At 71.3% G+C, this 21,536-nt stretch carries 12 protein-coding genes and 13 pseudogenes; 8 read left to right on the forward strand and 17 right to left on the reverse strand.

The window, feature by feature from the left end; translation table 11 throughout:
* Positions 1-4 precede the first annotated feature (4 nt).
* The 7 genes from StrepF001_RS01095 to StrepF001_RS01120 all read right to left on the reverse strand — a co-directional run bounded on the left by StrepF001_RS01095 (position 5) and on the right by StrepF001_RS01120 (position 2,950).
* Positions 5-274, reverse strand: a complete 270-nt coding sequence (locus StrepF001_RS01095) for a hypothetical protein (RefSeq protein WP_129796408.1) — start codon at positions 272-274, stop codon at positions 5-7.
* A gap of 123 nt (positions 275-397) precedes the next feature.
* The gene (locus StrepF001_RS01100; protein ID WP_129796409.1) at positions 398-742 is read right to left on the reverse strand and encodes a hypothetical protein; all 345 of its coding nucleotides are present in this window, start codon (positions 740-742) and stop codon (positions 398-400) included.
* Entirely contained in the window at positions 714-980 is a 267-nt protein-coding gene (locus StrepF001_RS01105; RefSeq protein WP_129796410.1) for a hypothetical protein, read from the reverse strand. Before StrepF001_RS01105 ends, StrepF001_RS01100 begins: the two co-directional genes overlap by 29 nt.
* Before the next feature lie 196 nt (positions 981-1,176).
* Complete coding sequence (locus StrepF001_RS01110; protein WP_129796411.1) at positions 1,177-1,371, reverse strand: hypothetical protein; 195 nt, start codon at positions 1,369-1,371, stop codon at positions 1,177-1,179.
* A gap of 73 nt (positions 1,372-1,444) precedes the next feature.
* Positions 1,445-1,630, reverse strand: a complete 186-nt coding sequence (locus StrepF001_RS01115; RefSeq protein WP_129796412.1) for a hypothetical protein — start codon at positions 1,628-1,630, stop codon at positions 1,445-1,447.
* 418 nt (positions 1,631-2,048) lie between these two features.
* Positions 2,049-2,186 carry a hypothetical protein gene (locus StrepF001_RS45390; protein ID WP_165396126.1) on the reverse strand — a complete coding sequence of 46 codons (138 nt, stop codon included), beginning with the start codon at positions 2,184-2,186 and terminating at the stop codon, positions 2,049-2,051.
* 86 nt (positions 2,187-2,272) lie between these two features.
* On the reverse strand, positions 2,273-2,950 hold the full coding sequence (locus StrepF001_RS01120; RefSeq protein WP_129796413.1) for an ATP-binding protein: 678 nt from the start codon (positions 2,948-2,950) through the stop codon (positions 2,273-2,275).
* A gap of 1,905 nt (positions 2,951-4,855) precedes the next feature.
* On the opposite strand from StrepF001_RS01120, the pseudogene StrepF001_RS01125 reads away from it, so the two are divergent.
* Positions 4,856-6,242: pseudogene (locus tag StrepF001_RS01125) on the forward strand (MFS transporter).
* A gap of 130 nt (positions 6,243-6,372) precedes the next feature.
* Here the strand turns inward: StrepF001_RS01125 and StrepF001_RS49965 are convergent.
* The 7 genes and pseudogenes from StrepF001_RS49965 to lnt all read right to left on the reverse strand — a co-directional run.
* A pseudogene (locus tag StrepF001_RS49965) lies at positions 6,373-6,459 on the reverse strand (hypothetical protein); the annotation flags it as partial.
* 242 nt (positions 6,460-6,701) lie between these two features.
* A pseudogene (locus StrepF001_RS49970) lies at positions 6,702-7,124 on the reverse strand (diguanylate phosphodiesterase); the annotation flags it as partial.
* Positions 7,118-7,828 (reverse strand): GAF domain-containing protein, encoded by a 711-nt coding sequence (locus StrepF001_RS49975; RefSeq protein ID WP_346656895.1) that lies wholly within the window; start codon positions 7,826-7,828, stop codon positions 7,118-7,120. The pseudogene StrepF001_RS49970 and the gene StrepF001_RS49975, both read right to left, overlap by 7 nt.
* Positions 7,734-8,435: pseudogene (locus tag StrepF001_RS49980) on the reverse strand (hypothetical protein); the annotation flags it as partial. The pseudogene StrepF001_RS49980 and the gene StrepF001_RS49975, both read right to left, overlap by 95 nt.
* Positions 8,366-9,202, reverse strand: a pseudogene (locus StrepF001_RS01135) (SDR family oxidoreductase). The pseudogenes StrepF001_RS01135 and StrepF001_RS49980, both read right to left, overlap by 70 nt.
* On the reverse strand, positions 9,199-9,732 hold the full coding sequence (locus StrepF001_RS01140; protein WP_129796414.1) for an NUDIX domain-containing protein: 534 nt from the start codon (positions 9,730-9,732) through the stop codon (positions 9,199-9,201). Before StrepF001_RS01140 ends, StrepF001_RS01135 begins: the two are co-directional and overlap by 4 nt.
* 66 nt (positions 9,733-9,798) lie before the next feature.
* Positions 9,799-11,396: pseudogene (lnt, locus tag StrepF001_RS01145) on the reverse strand (apolipoprotein N-acyltransferase).
* 229 nt (positions 11,397-11,625) lie between these two features.
* On the opposite strand from lnt, the pseudogene StrepF001_RS01150 reads away from it, so the two are divergent.
* Positions 11,626-12,641: pseudogene (locus tag StrepF001_RS01150) on the forward strand (O-antigen ligase family protein); the annotation flags it as partial.
* 42 nt (positions 12,642-12,683) lie between these two features.
* On the opposite strand, the pseudogene StrepF001_RS01155 reads toward StrepF001_RS01150, so the two are convergent.
* Positions 12,684-13,216: pseudogene (locus StrepF001_RS01155) on the reverse strand (hypothetical protein).
* Between the two features lie 104 nt (positions 13,217-13,320).
* Positions 13,321-14,103 (reverse strand): annotated as a pseudogene (locus tag StrepF001_RS01160) (aspartate/glutamate racemase family protein).
* A gap of 56 nt (positions 14,104-14,159) precedes the next feature.
* On the opposite strand from StrepF001_RS01160, the gene StrepF001_RS47110 reads away from it, so the two are divergent.
* Positions 14,160-14,465, forward strand: a complete 306-nt coding sequence (locus tag StrepF001_RS47110) for a hypothetical protein (protein ID WP_240797247.1) — start codon at positions 14,160-14,162, stop codon at positions 14,463-14,465.
* A complete protein-coding gene (locus StrepF001_RS01165; protein WP_240797248.1) occupies positions 14,390-15,331 on the forward strand; it encodes a glycosyltransferase in 942 nt (313 codons plus the stop codon). Before StrepF001_RS47110 ends, StrepF001_RS01165 begins: the two co-directional genes overlap by 76 nt.
* A gap of 19 nt (positions 15,332-15,350) precedes the next feature.
* Here StrepF001_RS01165 and StrepF001_RS01170 read toward each other — a convergent pair.
* A pseudogene (locus StrepF001_RS01170) lies at positions 15,351-16,591 on the reverse strand (TerD family protein).
* Positions 16,592-16,890: 299 nt separating this feature from the next.
* On the opposite strand from StrepF001_RS01170, the gene StrepF001_RS01175 reads away from it, so the two are divergent.
* From StrepF001_RS01175 to StrepF001_RS49985, 4 genes and pseudogenes are all read left to right on the forward strand, one after another.
* Complete coding sequence (locus StrepF001_RS01175; protein WP_346656896.1) at positions 16,891-17,319, forward strand: DUF6643 family protein; 429 nt, start codon at positions 16,891-16,893, stop codon at positions 17,317-17,319.
* 42 nt (positions 17,320-17,361) lie between these two features.
* Positions 17,362-18,182: pseudogene (locus StrepF001_RS01180) on the forward strand (MOSC N-terminal beta barrel domain-containing protein).
* Between the two features lie 176 nt (positions 18,183-18,358).
* Positions 18,359-18,951 (forward strand): annotated as a pseudogene (locus tag StrepF001_RS01185) (hypothetical protein).
* 154 nt (positions 18,952-19,105) lie between these two features.
* Positions 19,106-21,475: pseudogene (locus StrepF001_RS49985) on the forward strand (right-handed parallel beta-helix repeat-containing protein).
* The last annotated feature ends 61 nt before the right edge of the window (positions 21,476-21,536 follow it).

Consider the following 21,536-nt stretch of genomic DNA (forward strand, 5'->3'; position numbering starts at 1 on the left):
GGCGTCAGGACCAACTCGTCGTCGACGATCTCGCCGTGCACGCTCTCCCGGCTCCAGGTGTAGCCACGTCCGGGCACTCCGATCCGGCGATGCCGACCTCCGCCAGCGTGTACAGGCTGCTCACCGGGCAATGCAGGCCGGCGCCGATGCCCGCGCGTGCCCGCGCGTCCAGCGTCTCGCCGGACACGATCACACCGGCCGGTGCGGCGTCCGCCCGGGCGGCCAGCAGGTCCAGGACGGTGGGCTTGCCGGTCAACACCTTCCGTCCAGCCATCGCACCGCCCCCCGAAACTCCGGGTCGGGGCATTGCCAGACCCGGGCCAGATTCCACTTGGTGAGCGTCCGTCCGTCGCCCCACGGCGCCGCCATCGCCTGCGAGGGGCCGGGGCGTGGAGTGTCAAGTGCACGATCCCGCGCCCTGCGGCAGACCAAGGCGGTCCGCGTGCCGGGTGAGCAGCTTGAACTCCAGCTCCTGCGGTGGGTGGTTGAAGACGACCGTCAGCGGTTCGCCGGTGGTGCCGGAGGTATGGGTCGCGCGCCAACCCTGCGTCGAGCCGTTGCGAGCGTGCAGGCGGTGGCCTGCCCTGCGTACCGTCTCCCTGTCCAACGGTGCGAGAGTTGCGAGCACACGGTACGGGTCGTCGCCGATGGGGATACGACCGGCGTAGAACGGCACGTGCTCGCGGGCGTGCGCGAGCACCGCGGCCAGCCGCTCAGGTGTCGACGAGGGTGATGAGATCAATGTGGATCTGCCTGATGACTTCGTCGAACGCCGCTTGCTCAAGACCGTTGGCGGCCCAGAATCCGGCCAGGCTCTCCTCGGCCTCGTCCATTCCCCGCTTGCTGTACAGCGCCTGGGCGCGTACATCGAGCACTGCCAGGATCGACGCGAGATACCGCGGGTCGAGCTCGTCGTCCGGCCAGACGGCCCGCAGTCGAGCGGCCAGCGATCGATCCGGGCTCGGGACTCCGTGCCCCATCGGAAGTGGAATGCCAGCGCCTTCTCGTATCGCTTCAGCAGCCGCAGGACCGTACTCGGCAGCCCGGGATCGTCCCGATAGTTGACCGGGTTGAAGCCGGGTGTCCAAGTCGGTCCCACCGCTCGCCTCCGCCTGCGCAACAGCATCCTGGGCCTCCCCCATCCGTCAGTTGCCAGCTCTGATGATCCCGCTCGAATCATCCGTCGGTCGCCCGCTCGAACCTCCTGATCATCGATGCCGCCAGTTCGGTGACTTTGTCGTCGTGGCCGGATCCCGCCAGTACCTCTCGGGCCAGCTCCAGCGCGCGGCCGCGGTCGCCGCCGGAGTAGACGATCTCGGCGTAGGCCAGGTTCGCCCGGGGCAGACCTGCGGTGTAGCGCTCAGCGGTCATACCCCGGACCGCCCGCTCTATGCGTTCTCTTGCCGCAGCCGTCCGGCCGCCCGCAGATCCAGCATCGCCAGGTTCACCAGGGAGTCCCAGGAGTACTTGGACCTGGCAGGGCACGGTCGATAGCCGTGTGGAACGCCTCGCTCGCAAGCTCGACCCGGCCCAACGCCTGGTAGGTATGACCGAGTTGTTTGTACACCGTGGCCAGCAGAGCGGGGTCGCCGAGCGCCTCGGCCTGGTCGCGGGCGCGTTCGAAGGCCACCTTCGCCGCCTGTGCGACCGCGGGTCAGCGCGAAGAGGCCATGCTGTGTGGCCAGCCGGATCCGGGCGACGCCCTCGCCCTCGCCCACCTGCGAGACCACCGTCTCCACCAGCGCCGCGGCCTCCTCCTGCTCTCCCAGCTGAGTGAGTTTGCGGCCCAGCCTCAGCCGCAGCTCAAGCGCCAGGTCCTCGTCCGCCCGTCGGCCGCGCGGATGCCGACCCTCAGGAGCGTCAGATACGCAATCAGTGCCCCTGCCGATTCAGCGTGTCAAGGACCGATCGGTCGCACAGCTTCAGAATCTGCGCCCATCCCTCCAACTCACTCAAGTTGTGAGCCACGGCGGCCAGAACTTGGCCCGCTGCGGCCAGGTCGGTGTCTGCTGCCACCTGTGCGCAAACCTGGGCGAGGAGTGTGTCAGTCACCCGCTCATACAGCCCGTCGGCTCCGGTCCGCCGAGGCCGCTGAGCCCGGCGACCACCAGGGCGGGTAGCTCGACTGTGGGCTGCACCTGGTCGATCAGAGCCCGCCGCAGCAGCGCGTCCAGCTCGTCCCGCACCCGGGCGGCCCTCGGAGGAGGCGAGCTCGGTGAGGCCGCAGCCCCGGAACAGGGCGGCCAGCAACAGCGCTTGCCGTGTCGGAACGTCAAGGGCGGTCATCGCGTGCGCGACCACTTGTGCATCGGAGGCGGGTCGGTCGGCAGCAGTTCAATCGGGCGATTCCTGAGGTAGCCGAGGTGATGGCGAGGGAACGGGGGGAGCTGCGGATCTCGTCGGGCAGCCGGTCAAACAGGTCGTCCAGGTCGATTTCGAGGCCCAGTTCGACCGCGAGGGTCCGGGCGAATTCGCGGTATTCGTTCGGAGTCAGCTCTGGCACGTGCACTCCCTCCGCCGGCAGCCGCGCCGTCGGTGCCTCGTCGGAGGCGGCCAGCACGCGGACCCCTTCCACCCCGTCCAGCGCTTCCAGGAGGTCCCGCCGGGTGTCGGGCGCGGCCCGGTGCAGGCCGTCGATCAGCACAAGTACGCCGAGCCCGCGTAGCTCCACGGCAAGCCGACGCAGCAGCGTCGCCCTCGGCGACTGTTCGAGGACCGCCAAGTCCAATTCCCGACCGAACCCGGCCAGGAATCCGTTCAGTTGCAACGCCACAGACCCCGAGTCGTCCTCCGCCCGGTAGCCTTCGAGGGTTAGAGCGACGCCGTATTTGATCTCGCCGATCAGTTCACGAGCCGCCTGCGCGACGATCGTGGTCTTGCCCGCGCCTGGTAAGCCGTAGACGACGGTGGCCCGCGTGCCGGAGCGAACCCGCCACGCCACAGTGGCCACCAGCGTCTCCCGTCGCCACGATCCGGCCCACGGTCGATCAGCAGCACGGCATCCGCGAGACCTCGTCCCCGCGTATCGGTCCGGCGTGCGCGGCTCGGATCGTCAAGATAGGTCAGCTGGACCCAAGCCAGCACGACTGCGAGGAACCCCGTGCCCGCCAGAACCGGCCACGGCCGGGCCGCGATCCAGGCCAGCGGCCCGGGAAGACGGGCGCTCGTGGCGATGTTCAGAACCGTCGGCAGCACGATCAAGGTCACGACCAGCCCGGCGCCGACGACCAGGGCCCGCACAGCCCGATGAGATGTCATGCCCCCTCCTGTACGGCTGCACTCAGGTAAGCACCTGGACGCATGCCGGAACAAGATGGTTGCGGGGCTGCGTGCACCGGACATCCGCAGTGCTCACCCCTCCGACGTCACCACCCGCACCCGCTCCGCCAGCTCCTCGCAGCGCCGTACCGCTCGGCCATGTCCGCGCCCGTGGTGATCAGCTGGCCGATGCGGTCCCAGTTCTCGGTCATCGGGTTGACGCGGTCGCCGGCGCGGACCGGGGGTGGTTCACCGGGCCAGCTACCCGAATCTGAGGCATGATGGTGCTCCCCCAGCACGGTAACGGTTCGGAGGCACGGACAGCACGTCCCAAAACCCCGAGGTGCTCCCGGCCAACGCGGGGGTGGTTCGCTCTTCGTCCTCAACCGGATCGGCGGATTCGTTCGGGCCAGACCGTCGATCCACGGTCACCGGCCCACACCGCACCCGCACGCCTGCATAGAGCCGAAAGAGAGGCTCCTGCCAGTGAGAGTTCTCTGGGACTTTCCTGGCACTTCCGGCTACATCAGCCGGTAAGAGCGCGAAACGGCTGAAAGGGCATTCGTACAGATCAACGACCTGCGACGGCCGGACGCGGCAGGCCACGGCGTCGGCTGGTCTCTTCCGGGACATCTGATCAGCCGGAACCAGCGGCTCTGCGCTCACCGCCTGCCTGGGCGCCCCATCGAAACTCGCCGCCTCGACAGGACCTGACCTGCCTAACAGGGCGCCTGACACGCCATCAGAACGGGCGTCAAATGAGCGTCACGGGCGTCATTTCAGCGTCAAGATATCGCCCGTAACGCCCACACCGCACATAATGCGCACGCACAAAACCGCAGCTCAGGAGCTCTTTGCAGCCGGTTCGAGGATCGCGACGCACTCCACGTGGTGCGTCATCGGAAACAGGTCGACGAGGCAGTCCAGCTCCCCAAGACCATGGGCGGCCTCGATGACACTCGGTCGCCTTGCTACCCCGATGCACTATCCGACCGTCTCGCCGAACGCGCCGCAGCACCCTGGCCCTGTGGCCTCTGGGGCCAAGATCCGGACCAGCAATGGACCAAGTCACCACACAAGAAGTGATCGCGCCAGACTACGCAGGTCAGAAGGGTCTACGTCTGTGTACCACCAGCAGACCAAGAACCTGCTGGGCCGACCGCGCACCGCGCTCACTCCGACGCCCCGTCCCCGAAGAAGCCACGAGCAGGACAGACCGCTTGGCCTTTGGATCGAGTCGCTGTTGCAGCGCAACTCGGGACCGATCCGCCCGTCATGCCCGAGTTCTACAGAGCGTAGTCAGCACCAAGTCAGCACGGGAGAGACGAACGCGGGTGATGACGTGGGACTTTAGTCAGCACCGAACCAGCACGGGAGCCGGCACGCCACCGTCAAATCACCCCCAACTACACTTCCCCGACAGCGCTCATTTCGCTCCTCTCCAAGCCTCTCAGCTGCCGCTGCACGAGCGGACATGGCGGCCCGACGCATAGCCACGCCCCGAACTATGGTGTCCCACCACATGTGCCCCTGACCTGCACGTTTCTACGGTGTGCGAACACGTACCCGTCCCACCGCACACGAGGAAGTGGCGCACATGGCCTCCGCAGCATCCGCTCCCCCAACGCCCGGCAACCTCAAGCGCATCGTCGCCGCCAGCCTCATCGGCACCACCATCGAGTGGTACGACTTCTTCCTGTACGGATCTGCCGCCGCGCTCGTTTTCAACCAGCTGTTCTTCCCCGACTCCGACCCGCTCGTCGGCACACTGCTCTCGTTCCTGACATACGCGGTCGGCTTCGCCGCCAGGCCGCTGGGTGCCCTGGTCTTCGGGCACTACGGCGACCGGCTCGGGCGCAAGAAGCTGCTGGTGCTGAGCCTGCTGCTGATGGGCGGGGCGACCTTCGCGATCGGGCTGCTGCCCACCCACGCGACGATCGGCACGGCGGCGCCGGTGCTGCTCACCGTGCTGCGTCTCGTGCAGGGCTTCGCGCTCGGCGGTGAGTGGGGCGGCGCCGTGCTGCTCGTGTCGGAGCACGGGGATGCGCGACGGCGCGGCTTCTGGGCCTCGTGGCCACAGACCGGCGCGCCGGCCGGACAGCTCCTGGCGACCGGTGTGCTGTCCTGCTGACCGCTCTGCTCTCCGACAGCGCCTTCGTCAGCTGGGGCTGGCGGATTCCGTTCCTGCTCTCCGGTGTGCTGGTGATCGTCGGCCTGTGGATCCGGCTGTCCGTCGACGAGTCGCCCGTGTTCAAGCAGGCTCTGGCGCAGGCCGAGGCGCGCAAGGCGGACAGCACCGCTGCCGCCGAGAAGCTCCCGCTGGTCGCGGTGCTGCGCCACCACTGGCGTGACGTCCTGGTGGCGATGGGTGCACGGATGGCCGAGAACATCAGCTACTACGTCATCACCGCGTTCATCCTCGTCTACGCCACCACCTCCGCCGGGGTCTCCAAGCAGACGGCGCTCAACGCGGTGCTCATCGCGTCCGCCGTGCACTTCGCGGTCATCCCGCTGTGGGCGCGCTGTCGGACCGGATCGGCCGCCGTCCTGTCTATCTGCTGGGTGCGGTCGGCGTCGGCCTGTGGATGTTCCCGTTCTTCTCGCTCATCGACACCGGCGGCTTCGGCAACCTGATCCTCGCCGTCACCGTGGGTCTGGTGATGCACGGTGCGATGTACGCGCCGCAGGCCGCGTTCTTCTCCGAGATGTTCGCGACCCGGATGCGCTACTCCGGTGCCTCCATCGGCGCCCAGTTCGCCTCGGTCGCGGCCGGTGCGCCCGCCCCGCTGATCGCCACCGCGCTGCTGTCCAGCTACGACAGCTCGACGCCCATCTCCCTGTACGTGATCGCCGCGGCGCTCCTGACCGTCGTCGCCGTGGCGGCGGCGAAGGAGACCCGCAACCGGGACCTGGCCGACGTCGAATCCGTTGGCGGACGACGGAGTCCACCGGCCGACCGGACACCGGACGCACACCGGGTCTGATCCAGTCGGCCACTGACCCCCGTACGCCCGTGCGTACGGGGTCAGTGGCTTTCGGGGCGACCGCCAACAGTGCAGCGAGGGCGAGCTGGATCTCCAGGGCACGGGCGGGGCTCTGCCAGTCGTCCCCCAGCAGGTGGCCGACCCGCTCCAGGCGCTGGGCGACGGTGTTGACGTGGACGTGCAGTTCGTCCTTGGTGCGGCGGGGCTCATCCCGCAGGCGAAGTACGCGTCGAGGGTGCGCACCAGCTCGGTGCCGCGGCGTTCGTCGTAGGCGACGACCTGGCCGATGGTGCGGGTCACGAAGCCCGCGATGTCCCGGTCACCGGCCAGCAGCAGTCCCAGGAAGCCGAAGTCCTCGGCGGCGGCACCGTCTCCGGCGCGGCCGAGGAGGTGCAGGGCTTCGAGGCAGCGGCGGCCCTCCTCATAGGCGGCGGGGACGGAGTCCCTGCGGGCGGCGAGGTCCTCGATCGGTGCGGACGCGCCGACCGTGACCGCCTCGTGGACGGCGGTGCCCAGGTGCCGGGCGGTGCGGCGGGCCAGGTCGGTGGCCGTGTCGCCGGGGTCGAGGGGCAGCAGCAGGACGGTGCCGCCGTCGCGTGCGGCGGCCAGTCCGTGCCGGGTGGCGGCGAGATGGGACGCGGCGGACCACAGGCGTCGACGGGCGTCCGCCTCCTGGTCGGCGTCGGCCGCCGGGCCGTCGATGCGTGCCGCGAGCACGACATGGGTGGCGTCGAGGTCGGCATGCAGCCGCGCGGCGCGTTCCCGCAGCAGGCGCGGGTCACGGTCGCGGGCGTCGAGCAGGTCGTCGAGGAGTTCGCCGCGGACACGCTGTTCGGCCTCGGCGGCGGACCGTCGGGCGAGCAGCAGCAGCGAGGTCACCATCGCGGCCCGCTCCAGGGTGCGCAGGTCGACGGGGTCGATCCCGGGCTGTCCGCGCAGCACGAGCGCGCCGAGCAGTTCACCGCCCGCGGCGACCGCGGCGATCCAGTCGTCCTCGTGCCGTACCGCATGTCCTTCCGTACGGAAGGCCTCCAGGGCCTGCGCCGGTGCGGCGGTGGCGTCGGTGAACTCGACCGTCCCGCCGAGTACCTCGGAGACGGCGGCGGCCACGTCGTGGACTCCGCCTCCGCGCAGCACCAGCTCGGCGAGGCGGTCGTGCACGTCGGAGGCGCGTTCGATGACGGCGCTGCGGTCCCGGATGATCTCGTTGGCGTGCTCCAGGCCGGCGAGGGCCGAGCGGGTCTCGGTGAGCAGGTTGGCGGTGTCGATGGCGGCCGCGGCCAGCGCCGCGAAGGAGCCGAGCAGCGCGATCTGCGCCCGCTCGAAGACCCGGCGCGCCGGTCCGCCGCGAAGAGCACCCCGATCACATGGTGCCCGAGCATCAGGGGCACCCCGAGAATGGCCACCAGGCCCTCGTCCCGCACGCCCGCGTCGATGGTGGCGGTGTGCTGGAAGCGGTCGTCCTTGAAGTAGTCGTCGGTGACATACGGGCGGGCCGTCTGGGCGACGAGGCCGCCGAGCCCTTCGCCCATCCCGAGCCGCAGCTGCTGGAAGCGGGCCGCGACCGAGCCCTCGGTCACCCGCATGTAGGTGTCGCCCCGGGGGGTCGTTCAGGCTGAGGTAGGCGACGTCGGTGCCGAGCAGCGACCGGGCACGCTGCACGATCGCCTGGAGCACGGCGTCCAGATCGCGCAGTCCGGCCAGGTCGTGGGCGGTCTCGAAGAGCGCCGACAGCTCGGCCTCCCGGCGGCGGCGCCCCTCCAGCTCCGACCGGACGCGCAGCGCGAGCAACTTGGCGTGTTCGAGCGCCGCGAGCCGGTCGGCCGGCCGGCCCTCGGTGCGGGCGTGCAGCAGCGGCTCCTCGAAGGCGTCGGCGGACGCACCGCGGGCCAGCAGCTCCAGGAACGGCGCCTCGGCGCTGCTCTCGGGCACTGTGGTGGCGCCACTCGCCGAGGCCGCGGAACTGTTCGGTGGCGGGTCGGCGTCGGCACGCTCGGGGAGTGCACGTGATCGCGGGACATGCTCACAGGATTCCTCATTGCCCGGGCGCCCCGTCAGCCCTGTGGAAAACTCCGGGCGCGCGGGCGCCGGATCGCTCAGTGCGCGGTCCAGCCGCCGTCGAGTCAGTGCGCGGTCCAGCCGCCGTCGAGGACGAGCGAGGTCCCGGTCATGAAGGACGCCTGCGGGCTGCACAGGTAGGCGACCGCCTCGGCGACCTCCTCCGGTTCGATGAGCCGTTTGAGTGCGCTGTCCTGCAGCAGCACCTCGGACAGGACCCGGTCCTCGGGCAGGCCGTGCGCCCGGCCCTGGTCCGCGAGTTGTTTCTCGACCAGGGGGTGCGCACATAGGCGGGGTTCACACAGTTGGAGGTGACGCCGTGAGGTGCGCCTTCCAGGGCGCGGTCTTGGACAGCCCCTCCAGGCCGTGCTTGGCGGCCACGTAGGCCGCCTTGTAAGGCGAGGCACGCAGTCCGTGGACGGAGGAGATGTTCACGATGCGGCCCAGCCCTGCCCGTACATATGGGGCAGGGCGCCGCGGATGAGCCGGAACGGCGCCTCGAGCATCACGGTGAGCACGGTGTGGAACACGTCGGCGGGAACTCCTCGATGGGCCGGACCAGTTGCAGCCCGGCGTTGTTGACGAGGACGTCGGTGCCGCGGCCGCCTGTTCGGCGGCGTCCAGGTCGGTGAGGTCGAGGACGTGCGGTTCGACGCTGCCGCAGGCGCCCGCCTGCCTCCCGGACAGCCTCGGCGCCCTAGGCCGCGCGGCGGTGCGGCCGTGACAGAGGCGACTCCAGCCCCGTGTCGTCCCGGTCGACCGCTCTGACCTTGGCCCCGGCGGCCGCGAGCCGCAGCACACAGGCGCGGCGATGCCACCGCGGCTCCGGTGACCAGGGCCGTGCGGCCGCCGAGATCGAGCGAGGGGGCGTGGGGGCCGGGGAGGCTGTTGGGCAGGCTCATGGCTCGACCCTAGCAGTTCGCGCACCCCCGCCATGTGTCAAAGCCCATACTTCATTCGAAACTCGTGGAGTCGAACCATGTGGTTGGTCCGACAGGGCCTGCTTGATCCGCAACTGCCCGAACTCGTTGAGCTGCGGCAGGGCGTCGATGTCGAACCAGCCGACGTCCAGCGACTCGTCGTCGTTGACCCGCGCTTCGCCGCCGACGGCACGGCAGCGGAACGTGATGTCCATGTACTGGCACGTGTCGCCGTTGGTGTAGGTGACGGGCTTCAGCGCCTGCACCAGCACCACCCGCTCGGGCACGCAGTGCACGGCAGTCTCCTCGTGGACCTCCCGCACAGCGCAGGCCGCGGGCTGCTCCCCCGGGTCCGGGATGCCGCCGATCAGCGACCACATGCCGGTGTCGGAGCGGCGGCCCAGCAGCACTCTGCCGTCGTCGTCGAAGACGACGGCGGTGACACCGGGGAGCCACAACAGCTGATGCCCGGCGGAAGCCCGCAGACTGCGAATGAAGTCAGGAGTAGCCATGGGCCGACCCTAACGGGAAGATCCTCCGCTCCTGGGCCGCTTACCGGGGCGTACGGGGGCGTACGGCTACCCGTCACCTCCGCCGCCACGCACACCGGCGGCGACGGCCCAGCCCAGGCCGCCGCCGCGACGAGCACCAGGGCGATCTCCGGCAGGATGCCGAGCCGGGTTGCGGACGTCTGGGAGGAGCGCAGCGGTACCTCCTGGACCAGCGAGTCCGCGACGAACATCCCGCTCTTCTGGGTGATCGTCCCGTCCGGCAGGATGATCGCGCTGACGCCGCTGGTGACCGGCACCGTGACGGTGCGGCTGTGCTCGACGGCGCGATGCGCGACATGGCGAGCTGCTGGTAGGTCATCTCACTGCGGTCGAAGGTGGCGTTGTTGCTCGGCACGGAGATCAACTGCGCGCCGTCGGTGACGGTGTCGCGCACGGCCCAGTCGAAGGCCGCCTCGTAGCAGGTGGCGAGGCGACCCTGACGCCGTCCAGCGTGAAGAGGCCCGGGTCGCTGCCGCGGCTGAAGTCCTGGCGGACCATGCTGGTCCAGTTCTTGTTGATCGCGTCCAGCAGCGAGCGCAGCGGGAGGTACTCCCGAACGGCTGGATCTGCCGTTTGTCGTAGGTGAGCGGCCCCTTGTCCGGGTCCCACAGGATCTGCTCGTTGAGGAGCTTGCCGTCGCGCTCGACGACACCGCCGACCGAGATGGGCGCGCCGATCGCCTTGGCGGCGCTGTCGATGACGGCGTACGCGTCGGGGTTGGCGAAGGGGTCGATGTCGGAGGAGTTCTCCGGCCAGAGCACGAAGTCGGGCCGTGCCACCTTGCCCGCCTCGACCTCGGCGGCCAGGCGTTCGGTCTCGCGGGCGTGATAGTCGAGCACCGCCCGCCGCTGGGAGTTGAAGTCGAGCCCCGCGCGGGGCACGTTGCCCTGGATCACGGCGACGGTCGCGGTGCCGTCCTCGGCCTGGTCGCTGACCAGCGGCCGGGCGGCGAGAGCGCCCACCACCGGCACGGCCACGCCGAGCAGCGCGACGGTCGCGGCTCCCGTCGTACCGCGCCCGTGCGCCGGCCCTCCGCCACCAGGCGGACGACGTCGCACAGACCGAAACCGCACAGGACGACCGCAAAGCCGAGTACCGGTGTGCCGCCGACCGCGGCGAGCGGCAGGAAGACACCGTCCGCCTGCCGAAGGCGATCTTGCCCAGGGAAGCCCTCGAACGGCGCACGCGCGCGTGCCGCCTCACCGGCGATCCACACCGCGGCCGCCCACACCGGCCAACCGGGCAGCCTCGACACCGCTGCGATGCCGACGCCGACCAGGGCGACGAAGACTGCCTCGATCGCGGCCAGGGCGAGCCAGGGGCCCGGGCCGACCTCCACGCCGGTCCATACCAGCAGCGGCAGCAGGAAGCCGAGTCCGAAGAGGTAGCCGAGGCCGAGCGCCGCCTTCCAGCTCCGGCCGCGCAGTACCCAGCCGAAGACGGCGAAGGCCGGCAGGGCCAGCCACCACAGGGTGCGCGGCGGGAAACTGACGTAGAGCAGCACTCCGGAGAGCGCCGCGGCGGCGGCCGGACGAGGCGGCGCAGCAGGCGCGCGCCGCGTGCCTTGGCGCGGTCCGCGGTTGTACGCCGTCCGACTCGTCCACGGAGGTTGCGGTGACGGTCACTCCGGGAGTGTACGGCGGCCGACTTCGAAGCCGAGAACGCGGTGGCCCGGCCTACGACGGCCTCCTCCTGCGCCATTGCCGCATCGTTCCTGCACAACTCGGTACCAGTCATCCACAAACCGCCCATCAGCCGTTACCGTGTGCCCGGGCCCCGGGTCGTGAGACGGGACGGCTGGGGTCCGTCAGGTCGGGGGCGGCCGGGTTCGGGGGACGTGTGGGGTCCACGGGGATGGCGTCTGTGGCCGGTCCGGATGCGGACGGCGGTAGACGGAACGTATCTGACGCGGTGGGCGTGGTCGTGCTGGGGGCCTGCGCCGTCTGGTCGCTGATCACGGCAGCCGTGCACGACGGCCGCCCGGAAGGCCGTGCTCCTCGCCGTACTGGCCGTCGCCGCCGGTTATGCCGCAGGACGCATCTGCGGGGCGCTCGCACCGGTCGCCGCTCCCTGCACCGGGGCACTGGCCGGACTCGGACTGACCTCACCGTTCCGCACCTCGCTCCGGGGCCACAGCCCGGCGCGCCACTCGGCAACGCGGGCGCCACCGCCGCGCTGCTGGCCCTGTCCGCCGGCGCCGCCTGCTGTGCCGCCTGGTCCACCGCCGTACCGGCGATGCGGCTGGCCCTGCGGCTGCTGGCCGCCGGGATCGCGCTGACCGCGGCCGCGCTCGGTTCGGTCATCGGCGTCGTGGCGTGTTCGGCGGTGCTGCTGTGCTCCTTCGCGGCGGGCCGGATGAACCACCGCGGCCTCGGCATCGCCGGCCTGGCCCTGGCGACGGCGCTGGTGACCGCCGGGAGCTGGGCGGTCGCCGCAAACGTGTTCCCCGAAGGACTCGCCGCATCCGTGGAGGGCCCGCTGACCCGGCACCGGGTCGAGCTGTGGCAGGACGCGCTGGCCATGGCCCGTGGGGACGTCCTGGGGGTCGGCCCAGGACGCTTCGGAAACTCAGCCCCACCGTCATCGGGTCGCCGCTGTCCGACGGCAAACCGCATTCCGCGCCCCTTCAGCAGGCCGCCGAACAGGGAGTCGTCGGGGTGGTTCTGCTGGCCGCGGCGTTCTGCTGGGTGCTGTACACCCTGTGGCGCACCGCGCGGCCCACGCCGGTCGCCCTCACCGCCGGCGCGGCGCTGACGGCACTCGCGGCCGTCGCCGCGGTCGGCAACGCGCTGAGCTTCACCGCGGTGTCGGCCGGGGCGGGACTGCTCGCGGGCCTGGCCACAGCACGCCCGCTGGCCGAGGAGTCGCCACGCCGGGAGAGCGTCGCGCGGGGGACCGTCCGGCGCCGTGACTCAGTGGGCCGGGCCGGGTGTGCCGGCCCGCAGGCGCGACTTGATGACCCGTACGGCCGCCTCCGCGTTGTCCACGGTGATCGTGAATGTATGGCCGTCCAGAGCCGCAGCACCACGCCCTCCCCGCACCGTACGACGACCGCCGTACCCTTCTCGGGGCGCCAGCGATAGCCCAGCGCCCCACTGGCGGGGGTGACGTACGGGGCGAACTCGGCGCCGACGACCTGTGACAGGGGGATGCGGCGGCGTGGCACACCGATGTGGCCGCACCGCACTTCGAGGGACTCCTTGTCGACCTTCAGCGCGACGTGCACGAACGCGAGAGTGCCGAACAGCACCAGCAGTCCGGCCGCGATGCAGCCGACGACCGCCATGACGAGCGGGGCGATGCCGTCGGTCCACGTGGAGTCGACGGCGAGCTCGATACCCAGTGCCAGGCAGGCGGCGCCGCCCAGCGCCAGCAGCCACTGGACCCGGTTGGTGGCCCGGCAGGTCCAGACGTCGGGGTGCGAGCCGTGCTCGTGGTCCCTCATACCTACGAGGTTACTCAGGTTTCGCTGCGCGGGAGGGTGTTGCGCAGAGTGACTGGCCGGCGGGCGGCCCGGCGGACCGAGGGATTCCGGTCAGTGACCGTGGGTCACCGGACGGGGCTGACCGCCGACAGGAGCCGGCCTTCCGCGTAGGCCAGGGCGGATGCGGGCAGCGGGCCCTCACGACCGCTCAGCAGCACCGTCACAGTGCCGCCGGACTCGGCCGCGGGCTCCGGCGCGACCCGATCCGGCGCAGTGCCTGAGCGGCCACGGCCCCCGCGGAACCGTGCAGAACGAGGGCCGGGGCGCCGGGGCGCTGCACGGCGGCACGGATGCGCTCGGCGACCAGCTCGTAGTGGGTGCAGCCCAGGACGACGGTGGTGACCTCGGCCGGGGTCAGCTCGGCGGCCGCGGCGACGGCGGCGTCGATGGCGGCCTCGTCCGCGCGCTCGACCGCTTCCGCGAGTCCCCAGCACGGCACTTCGGCGACCTCCACCCCGTCGGCGAAGTCCCGGATGAGTCCGCGCTGGTAGGGGCTGCCGGTGGTGGCGGGCGTGGCCCAGATCGCGACCGGGCCTCCGCCGGCCGCGGCCGGCTTGATCGCCGGGACCGTCCCGATGACCGGCAGCGCCGGTTCGAGGCGGGCGCGCAGGGCGGTCAGGGCGTGCACGGTGGCGGTGTTGCAGCCGACGATGAGGGCGTCGGGCCGGTGCGCGGCGGCCGCCTCGGCGACGGCCAGGGCGCGCGGTGAGATCCTCCGGGGTGCGCGGTCCCCAGGGCATGCCCTCGGGGTCCAGGGAGAGCACGAGATCGGCGTCGGGGCGCAGGCGCCGTACCGCGACGGTGGCCGCCAGCAGGCCGATTCCGGAGTCCATGAGCGCGATCTTCACCCGGCCACGATAGACGATGGGCCCCTCCGGGCCGGTCGGTGGGGCAGACTGCGCGGGTGAGCGCCATCGCGTGGACTGCTGCCGGATCACTCGTCGCCTGGCTGTGGCTGCTGCTCGGTCAGGGCTTCTTCTGGCGTACGGATGTCCGGCTGCCGCCCCGGACCGAACCCGCCGTGTGGCCGGACGTCTGTGTCGTCGTACCGGCGCGCGACGAGGCGGAGGTGCTGCCCGCCAGTCTGCCGTCGCTGCTCGCGCAGGACTATCCGGGCGGGCGGAGGTCGTCCTGGTGGACGACGGCAGCACGGACGGCACCGGTGAGCTGGCCCGCGCACTGGCACAACGGCACGGCGGGCTGCCGCTGACCGTGGGCTCGCCGGGTGAGCCGCCCGCGGGCTGGACCGGCAAGCTGTGGGCGGTGCGGCACGGCATCGGCCTGGCACGCGCGCGTGGCCCCGAGTACCTGCTGCTGACGGACGCCGACATCGCCCACGCGCCGGACAGTCTGCGGGCACTGGTCGCGGCGGCCCGCACCGGAGGCTTCGACGTCGTCTCGCAGATGGCCCGGCTGCGGTGGAGAGCCGGTGGGAACGGCTCGTGGTGCCGGCCTTCGTCTACTTCTTCGCGCAGCTGTACCCTTCCGCCGGATCGGCAGGAAGGGTGCACGGACCTCCGCAGCGGCCGGCGGCTGCGTGTTGCTGCGCACCGAGGCCGCCGAGCGGGCGCGCATTCCGGACGCCATCCGGCACGCCGTCATCGACGACGTGGCGCTTGCGCGGGCCGTCCGGGCATCGGCGGCCACCTGTGGCTGGGGCTCGCCGAACGGGTGGACAGCGTGCGCCCCTATCCGCGCCTGCACGATCTGTGGCGGATGGTCGCGCGCAGTGCCTACGCCCAGCTGAGGCACAGTCCGCTGCTGCTGGCCGGGACCGTGGCGGGACTGGCGGTGATGTATCTGGTGCCGCCCGCTGCGCTGGTCGTCGGTGCGGCCGGCGGGGGTGCGGCCGCGGCGGTGCTGGGCGGCTCGGCCTGGCTGGTGATGACGGGCACGTACGTCCCGATGCTCCGCTATTACCGCCAGCCGCTGTGGCTCGCTCCCCTGTTGCCGTTCACCGCGTTCGTGTACCTCCTCATGACGGTCGACTCCGCGGTGCAGCACTACAGGGGGCGCGGTGCGGCCTGGAAGGGCCGCACCTACGCCCGTCCCGGCGCCGTCCCCGACGAGGGATGAGCGCCGGTGTCCCGCGGGCTCACTTCCGGCCCGGGGTCCAGTTCATGCCCCATCCGTAGGCGTAGTCGACGGTCCGCTGCGGGCTGACGCCGCGCTCCGGCACCAGATAGCGGGCCTCGCGCTGGACGACCAGGTCCTGGCCGGTGTTGGTGATGAGCGCGAGGGCGCACACCGGGGACGGACGGTGCACTCGTCCAGGGAGAAGTCGATCGGGCGCCGTGCTGCGGCTGCAGGGTGACCGTGGCATGCAGGTCGGCGAAGGAGCGGGCGCCTTCGTAGATGGTGACGAAGACGAGGATGCGCCGGAACTTGTGCTTGTGGTCGAGGTTGACGGTGAGGTTCTCACCGCTCGCCACGGCTCCGGTGCGGTCGTCGCCGTCGAGGTGGATGTACGGCGGCTGGTGCAGCGCGCCGAAGGCGTTGCCGAGGGCCTGGACGACGCCCTTGCTGCCGTCGGTGAGTTCGTACAGGGCACACAGGTCGAGGTCCAGGTCGGAGTGCATCGCGACCGCCCGCCCGCGCTTGCTGCCCCACCCCGAGAACTGTTTGCGCACCTGCCAGTTGAGGTTCACGCGCAGGGCACCCGACGTTCCGCCTGCTTGGTCAGCGACACGGACGGGGCTGCCTTGGTGAGCGTGACCTTGGTGAGCTGGACCGGCGGCGCGGCCGGCGCGGTGACGGGCGGCGCGGACGGCGCAGGCGTGGGTGCAGTGACCGGAGGCGCGGTGGGTGCCGTGTGCTGCGGCTCGTCCACCGTGATCCCGAAGTCCGTGGCCAGGCCCTCCAGGCCGCTGCTGTAGCCCTGTCCCACCGCACGGAACTTCCAGGCGCCCTGGCGGCGGTAGAACTCGCCGAGCACGAAGGCCGTCTCGACCGTGGCTCCCTCGCTGTCGAACCGCGCCACCACTGTGCCCCGAGCGGCGTCCTTGACCTCGATGTACAGGCTGGGCACCTGGCCGAACGCGCGCCGTCCGCGGAGGCGGCGACCACCACGGTCTCGATCGCGGGCTCCATGCGCGCGAGGTCGACGAGGAGGGTGTCGGTCACCCCTCCGCCGGCCTCCCGCTTGCCCTCGTGCCGGAGCGCTCCGGAGGTGTGCTGCGGCTGGTTGTAGAACACGAAGTCCGCGTCGGAGCGCACCTTGCCACCGGCCAGCAGCAGGGCCGAGGCGTCGGTGTCGGGCACGCCCGGTCCGGAACGCCACCCGAGTTCCACCCGCAGTGCCGTCGTCGGCACCGGAACATTCGATCCCTTCGGCATTGACATGTCCGCCCCATCACGTGTCACCGCGCCAAGGTTGCACCCCGGCAGCCATCGCTTTTCTCTGTGCGCCACAACCTATTGCCACCGCCGACGAACGCCCATGCGCGCGCACGGAAAGACAAGTGGTCAACCGCCGGTAACCCCTGGGAACTGAGCCTTTACACGATCCGAGCGCTGCTCGGTGCCCCTTTTTCCCAAGTTCGCTCGCATTGGGGATCCCACGTCACCGCGGACACGGAAAACAACCCTCTTATCGGTCTCCCCAACCAGCACATCGTGGGCTTAACTTATGTGCCATGACCTCCCCCCGCTCCACCTATGGCGGCGGCTACTACTCCGCCTCCTTCCCGGACACTCCGATCTACGACTCGCTCGTGGCCGAGCGGGGCACCCGCAGATCGCTCCGATCCGGGTCCCCGCCGCGTACGACACGCCGGGCAGCCACCTGCCCGCCCTGCCGTCGGCGCTGCCCGCCTGCCGGCGGCCCCGTCCCAGCCCGCCTATGGCTACCCGCAGGCGCCGCAGCCCACGCCGCTGCAGCAGGCGCCCACGGCGTACATCCGCAACAGGCCGCTGCGCCGCGCGGGTACCCCGGCCCGCAGCACCAGCAGCCGCGCCCCGCGGCGCCCGGCGGCACGGGTTACGAGGCGATGCGCCCCGCGGCCCCCGGCCCCCCGGCTCAGTACCAGGACCCGTACAACAACCAGCAGTACCGCGGCTACTGAGCCCATCCCCGGGCTGTCGGTGTCGCCTGGCACGATGGCCCCATGGGGAACGTGGTGCTGCAGTCGATTCATGTCCATCCGGTCAAGGCGTTCCGGGGTCTTGCGCCCCGGCAGGCCGTCGTGGAGCCCTGGGGGCTGGCCGGAGACCGACGCTGGGTGCTGATCGACGACGGGGGAAAGGTCGTCACGCAACGCCAGCAACCGCGCCTCGCGCTGGCCGCCGCCGAGCTCGTGCCCGGCGGCATCCGGCTGTCCGCACCCGGACTGGACCCGCTGACCGTGGCCGTCCCGAGCCGGTCGGCACGCTCACGCTGCAGGTCTTCCGCGACAAGGTGGAGGGCGTCCTCGCCGACGCCGCGGCGCACGCCTGGTGCAGTGAGTTCGTCGGTGCCGACGTCCGCCTCGTCCACATGGACGACCCCGCCGTACGCCGGCCCGTCGATCCGGACCACGCGCTGCCCGGCGAGACGGTCACGTTCGCCGACGGCTACCCGCTGCTCCTCACCTCTGCAGCCTCCCTCGACGCCCTCAACTCGCTGATCGCGCAGAACGGACTCGCCGACGAGGGCCCACTGCCGATGAACCGGTTCCGGCCGAACGTGGTCGTCGAGGGCGCCGCGCCCTGGGCGGAGGACGCCTGGCGGCACATCGCCATCGGCGAGGTGACCTTCCGCGTCGCCAAGATGTGCGGGCGGTGCGTCGTCACCACGACCGACCAGTCCACCGCCGAGCGCGGCCGGGAGCCCCTGCACACCCTCGGACGGCACCGCCGCATCGGCGGCAAGCTGGTCTTCGGACAGAACCTCGTACCCCAGTCCGTGGGCACGATCAGGGTCGGGGACCCGGTCCGCATCATCGAATGAGTGACATGCGCCGGGACCCGCTGCCGGGCGGGAACCCCGGGCCGGACCTACGCGTTGAGCCGTCGTGAGAAGTTCATGAGAGGCCCGGGCCCAGGTAATGTCGCTCTCTCTTTGCCCGGGCCCGCGGTGAACGGCTCCATCGGGGGGTTATCACGGAGCGGGAAGGGGTGCGGGACGTGCGAGCTATCGGCGGCCTCTGGCGCTGGCGGCACAATCCGCTGCGCCGCACGACCGATCTGGTCGAGGCCTGGGTGGCCCTGGGCGCCCTGCTGGCCATCCTCCTCGTCGCACCGTGATCGGCTCCCTCGTCGGCTCCGTCGCGCAGGACTCCATGCAGCGGTCCGTCCGGGAGCAGCGCCAGTCCCGTCATCTCGTGACGGCCACCGTCGTCCGCGAGTTGGAGCGCCCCCTGGACCTCGACGCCGAGACCGCCTCGCGGGAGACCCGCACCGCGTGCTCGCGCACTGGACCGCACCGGACGGCACCGACCACCGGGCACCGGTCATGACGCACCTCGGCACCCCCGAGCCCGGTGAACACTTCACGATATGGACCGACGGGCACGGTCGTACCGCGACCCGCCCGCTGGACCCGGCCACGGCGACGACACACGCCGTCCTCGCCGGGTTCGGCGCGCTGTGCTCACTGCGGCCTCGTCGAGGGTGTCAGACGGATGATCGTCTGGCACATGGTCCGTCGCCGGTACGCCCGTTGGACCAGGCCTGGGACCGGCGGCCCGGACTGGGGCAGGACCGGCACCGGCAGCTGACGGCCTTCCGGCTCCGGTCAACCCACCGTCCGTGCGCACGCTACGGTGGACCGGCCGAACTTCGGCATCAACCCGCGTGCGAGCGAGCCGTAGGGGCTGTGACGCCTCGCAGGCGAACGAGCCATCAGTACGACCGAGGGGGGCACAGCAACGCATGGCACAGGGCACGGTCCAGGTGACGCACACCGGCACATCGCGGTGGCGGCGCCGCACGGGTGAGTACGCATCGCTCGCCGCCGCCCTGGAGGCCGCGGCCGACGGTGACGTGCTCACCATCGCCCCGGGACTACCGGGAGAACCTCGTCGTGCAGCGGGCGGTGACCCTGCGCGGACCGAGGGCTCGCCCGGCTCCGTGCGCATCGCGCCGTCGACGGGTGCGCTGACCGTGCGCGCGCCGTGGTGCAGGACCTGCACGTGGAGGGGCAGGACGCGGCCGCGCCGCGCTGCTCGTCGAGGAGGGCACGCCGCAGCTGACCGACGTGCGGGTCGTCACCCGGTCCGCCGCCGGGATCGAGGTGCGCGCAGCGCACGCCCGACGTGCGGCGGTGCACCGTCGACAATCCGGCAGGCATCGGCATCGCCGTCGTCGACGGCGGGGCGGGGTGTTCGAGGACTGCGAGGTCGTCGCGGCCGGACAGGCCGGCGTCGCGGTGCGCGGCGGCGCCCGTCCGCGCCTGGAGCGCTGCCGGGTGCACCACGCCGCGGGTTCGGGTCTGACCGCGACCGGTGAGAACTCCGGGCTGGAGGCGGTGGGTTGCGAGGTGTACGAGGTCCGTGGCAGCGGCGTGCAGATCACCGGCCGGGCCACCGCGCACCTCACCGAATGCGATGTGCACCGCACCACCGCGGACGGCGTCACCCTCGACACCGACGCCGTGCTCACCCTCGCCGACTGCCGAATCCACGACATCCCCGAGAACGCGGTCGACCTGCGCTCCCGCTCCGTCCTCACGATGGCCCGCACCAGCGTGCGGCAGTTCGGCCGCAACGGCCTGTCGGTGTGGGACCCCGGCACACGCGTCGACGCCAACCAGTGCGAGATCTTCGACACACCGGCGACTACCCGGCCGTGTGGGTCAGCGACGGTGCGACGGTGGTGCTCGACTCCTGCCGGGTGCACGACGTGCCGGACGCGCTGTTCGTGCTCGACCGCGGCTCCCGTGCGGACGTCGTCGACAGCGACCTGTCCCAGTGCGCAACACGGCGGTGTCCGTCAGCGACGGAGCGACGGCACAGCTCGACGACTGCCGCATCAAGGACGCCGCGACCGGCGCATGGTTCCGTGACCACGGCAGCGGCGGCACCCTCAGCAACTGCACGGTGGCCGGCACCCAGACCGGCGTGATCGTGACCAAGGGCGCCGACCCCACCATCGAGCGGTGCACGGTCGACTCCCCGCGGAAGCTGGCTTCTATGTGTCGGCGGGCGGCCGCGGCAGCTTCCTGAACTGCCGGGTGCGGGGCAGCGGTGGCTACGGCTTCCATGTGATCGACGGGTGCCGTACGACGCTCAGGAAGTGCCGTACGGAGCGCTGCGCACGCGGGTTACGAGTTCGCGGATCCCGGTCCCGACGCGGGGTCCGGTGCGGGACCGGTCGTGGAGGACTGCACCAGCGACGAGAGCGCGAGCCTGCGCACGCCCGCCGCCCCAGGACCCCTCGTCCAGACGGCGAGTGAGCCGACGCCCTCCTCGGCGCGATCCCGGGCAGCGCACACCGAGCAGGAGCCGCTCGTGGCGGCCACCGGCCGGAGCAGTCGGCCCGGACCTCGAAGGCCGTGCTCGGTGAACTCGACGCGCTGGTGGGCCTGGAGAGCGTCAAGCGCGAGGTGCGGGCCTCACCGACATGATCGAGGTGGGCCGGCGCCGGCAGCAGGCGGGCCTCAAGGCGGCGTCGGTCAAGCGGCACCTGGTCTTCACGGGTTCCCCGGCACCGGCAAGACCACGGTCGCGCGGCTGTACGGCGAGATCCTCGCCTCGCTCGGCGTCCTGGACAAGGGCCACCTGGTCGAGGTGTCCCGCGTGGACCTGGTGGGCGAGCACATCGGCTCACCGCCATCCGCACGCAGGAGGCGTTCGAACGGGCCCGTGGCGGCGTGCTGTTCATCGACGAGGCGTACGCGCTGTCGCCGGAGGACGCGGGCCGTGACTTCGGCAAGGAGGCCATCGACACGCTCGTGAAGCTGATGGAGGACCACCGGGACGCGGTGGTGGTGATCGTCGCGGGCTACACGGCCGAGATGGAACGGTTCCTGTCCGTCAACCCCGGTGTCGCGTCCCGCTTCTCACGCACCATCACCTTCAGCGACTACGCCCCGACGAGCTGCTGCGGATCGTGGCAGCAGGCGGACGAGCATGAGTACCGGCTGGCGCCGGGTGCGGCGGAGGCCGTACTGAAGTACTTCACCGCGATCCCGAAGGGCCCCGCCTTCGGCAACGGCCGCACCGCCCGGCAGACCTCGAGGCGATGGTGGAGCGCCATGCGAGCCGGGTCGCCCAGCTCGACGAACCGAGCAGGACGACCTGACCCTGCTGTACGGAGGATCTGCCGGAACTGCTTTGACTGCTCCCCCTCGTGAACAAGGGGA

The sequence above is a fragment of the Streptomyces sp. F001 genome (assembly GCF_004187715.1).
Classification (GTDB): Bacteria; Actinomycetota; Actinomycetes; order Streptomycetales; family Streptomycetaceae; genus Streptomyces; species Streptomyces flavusporus.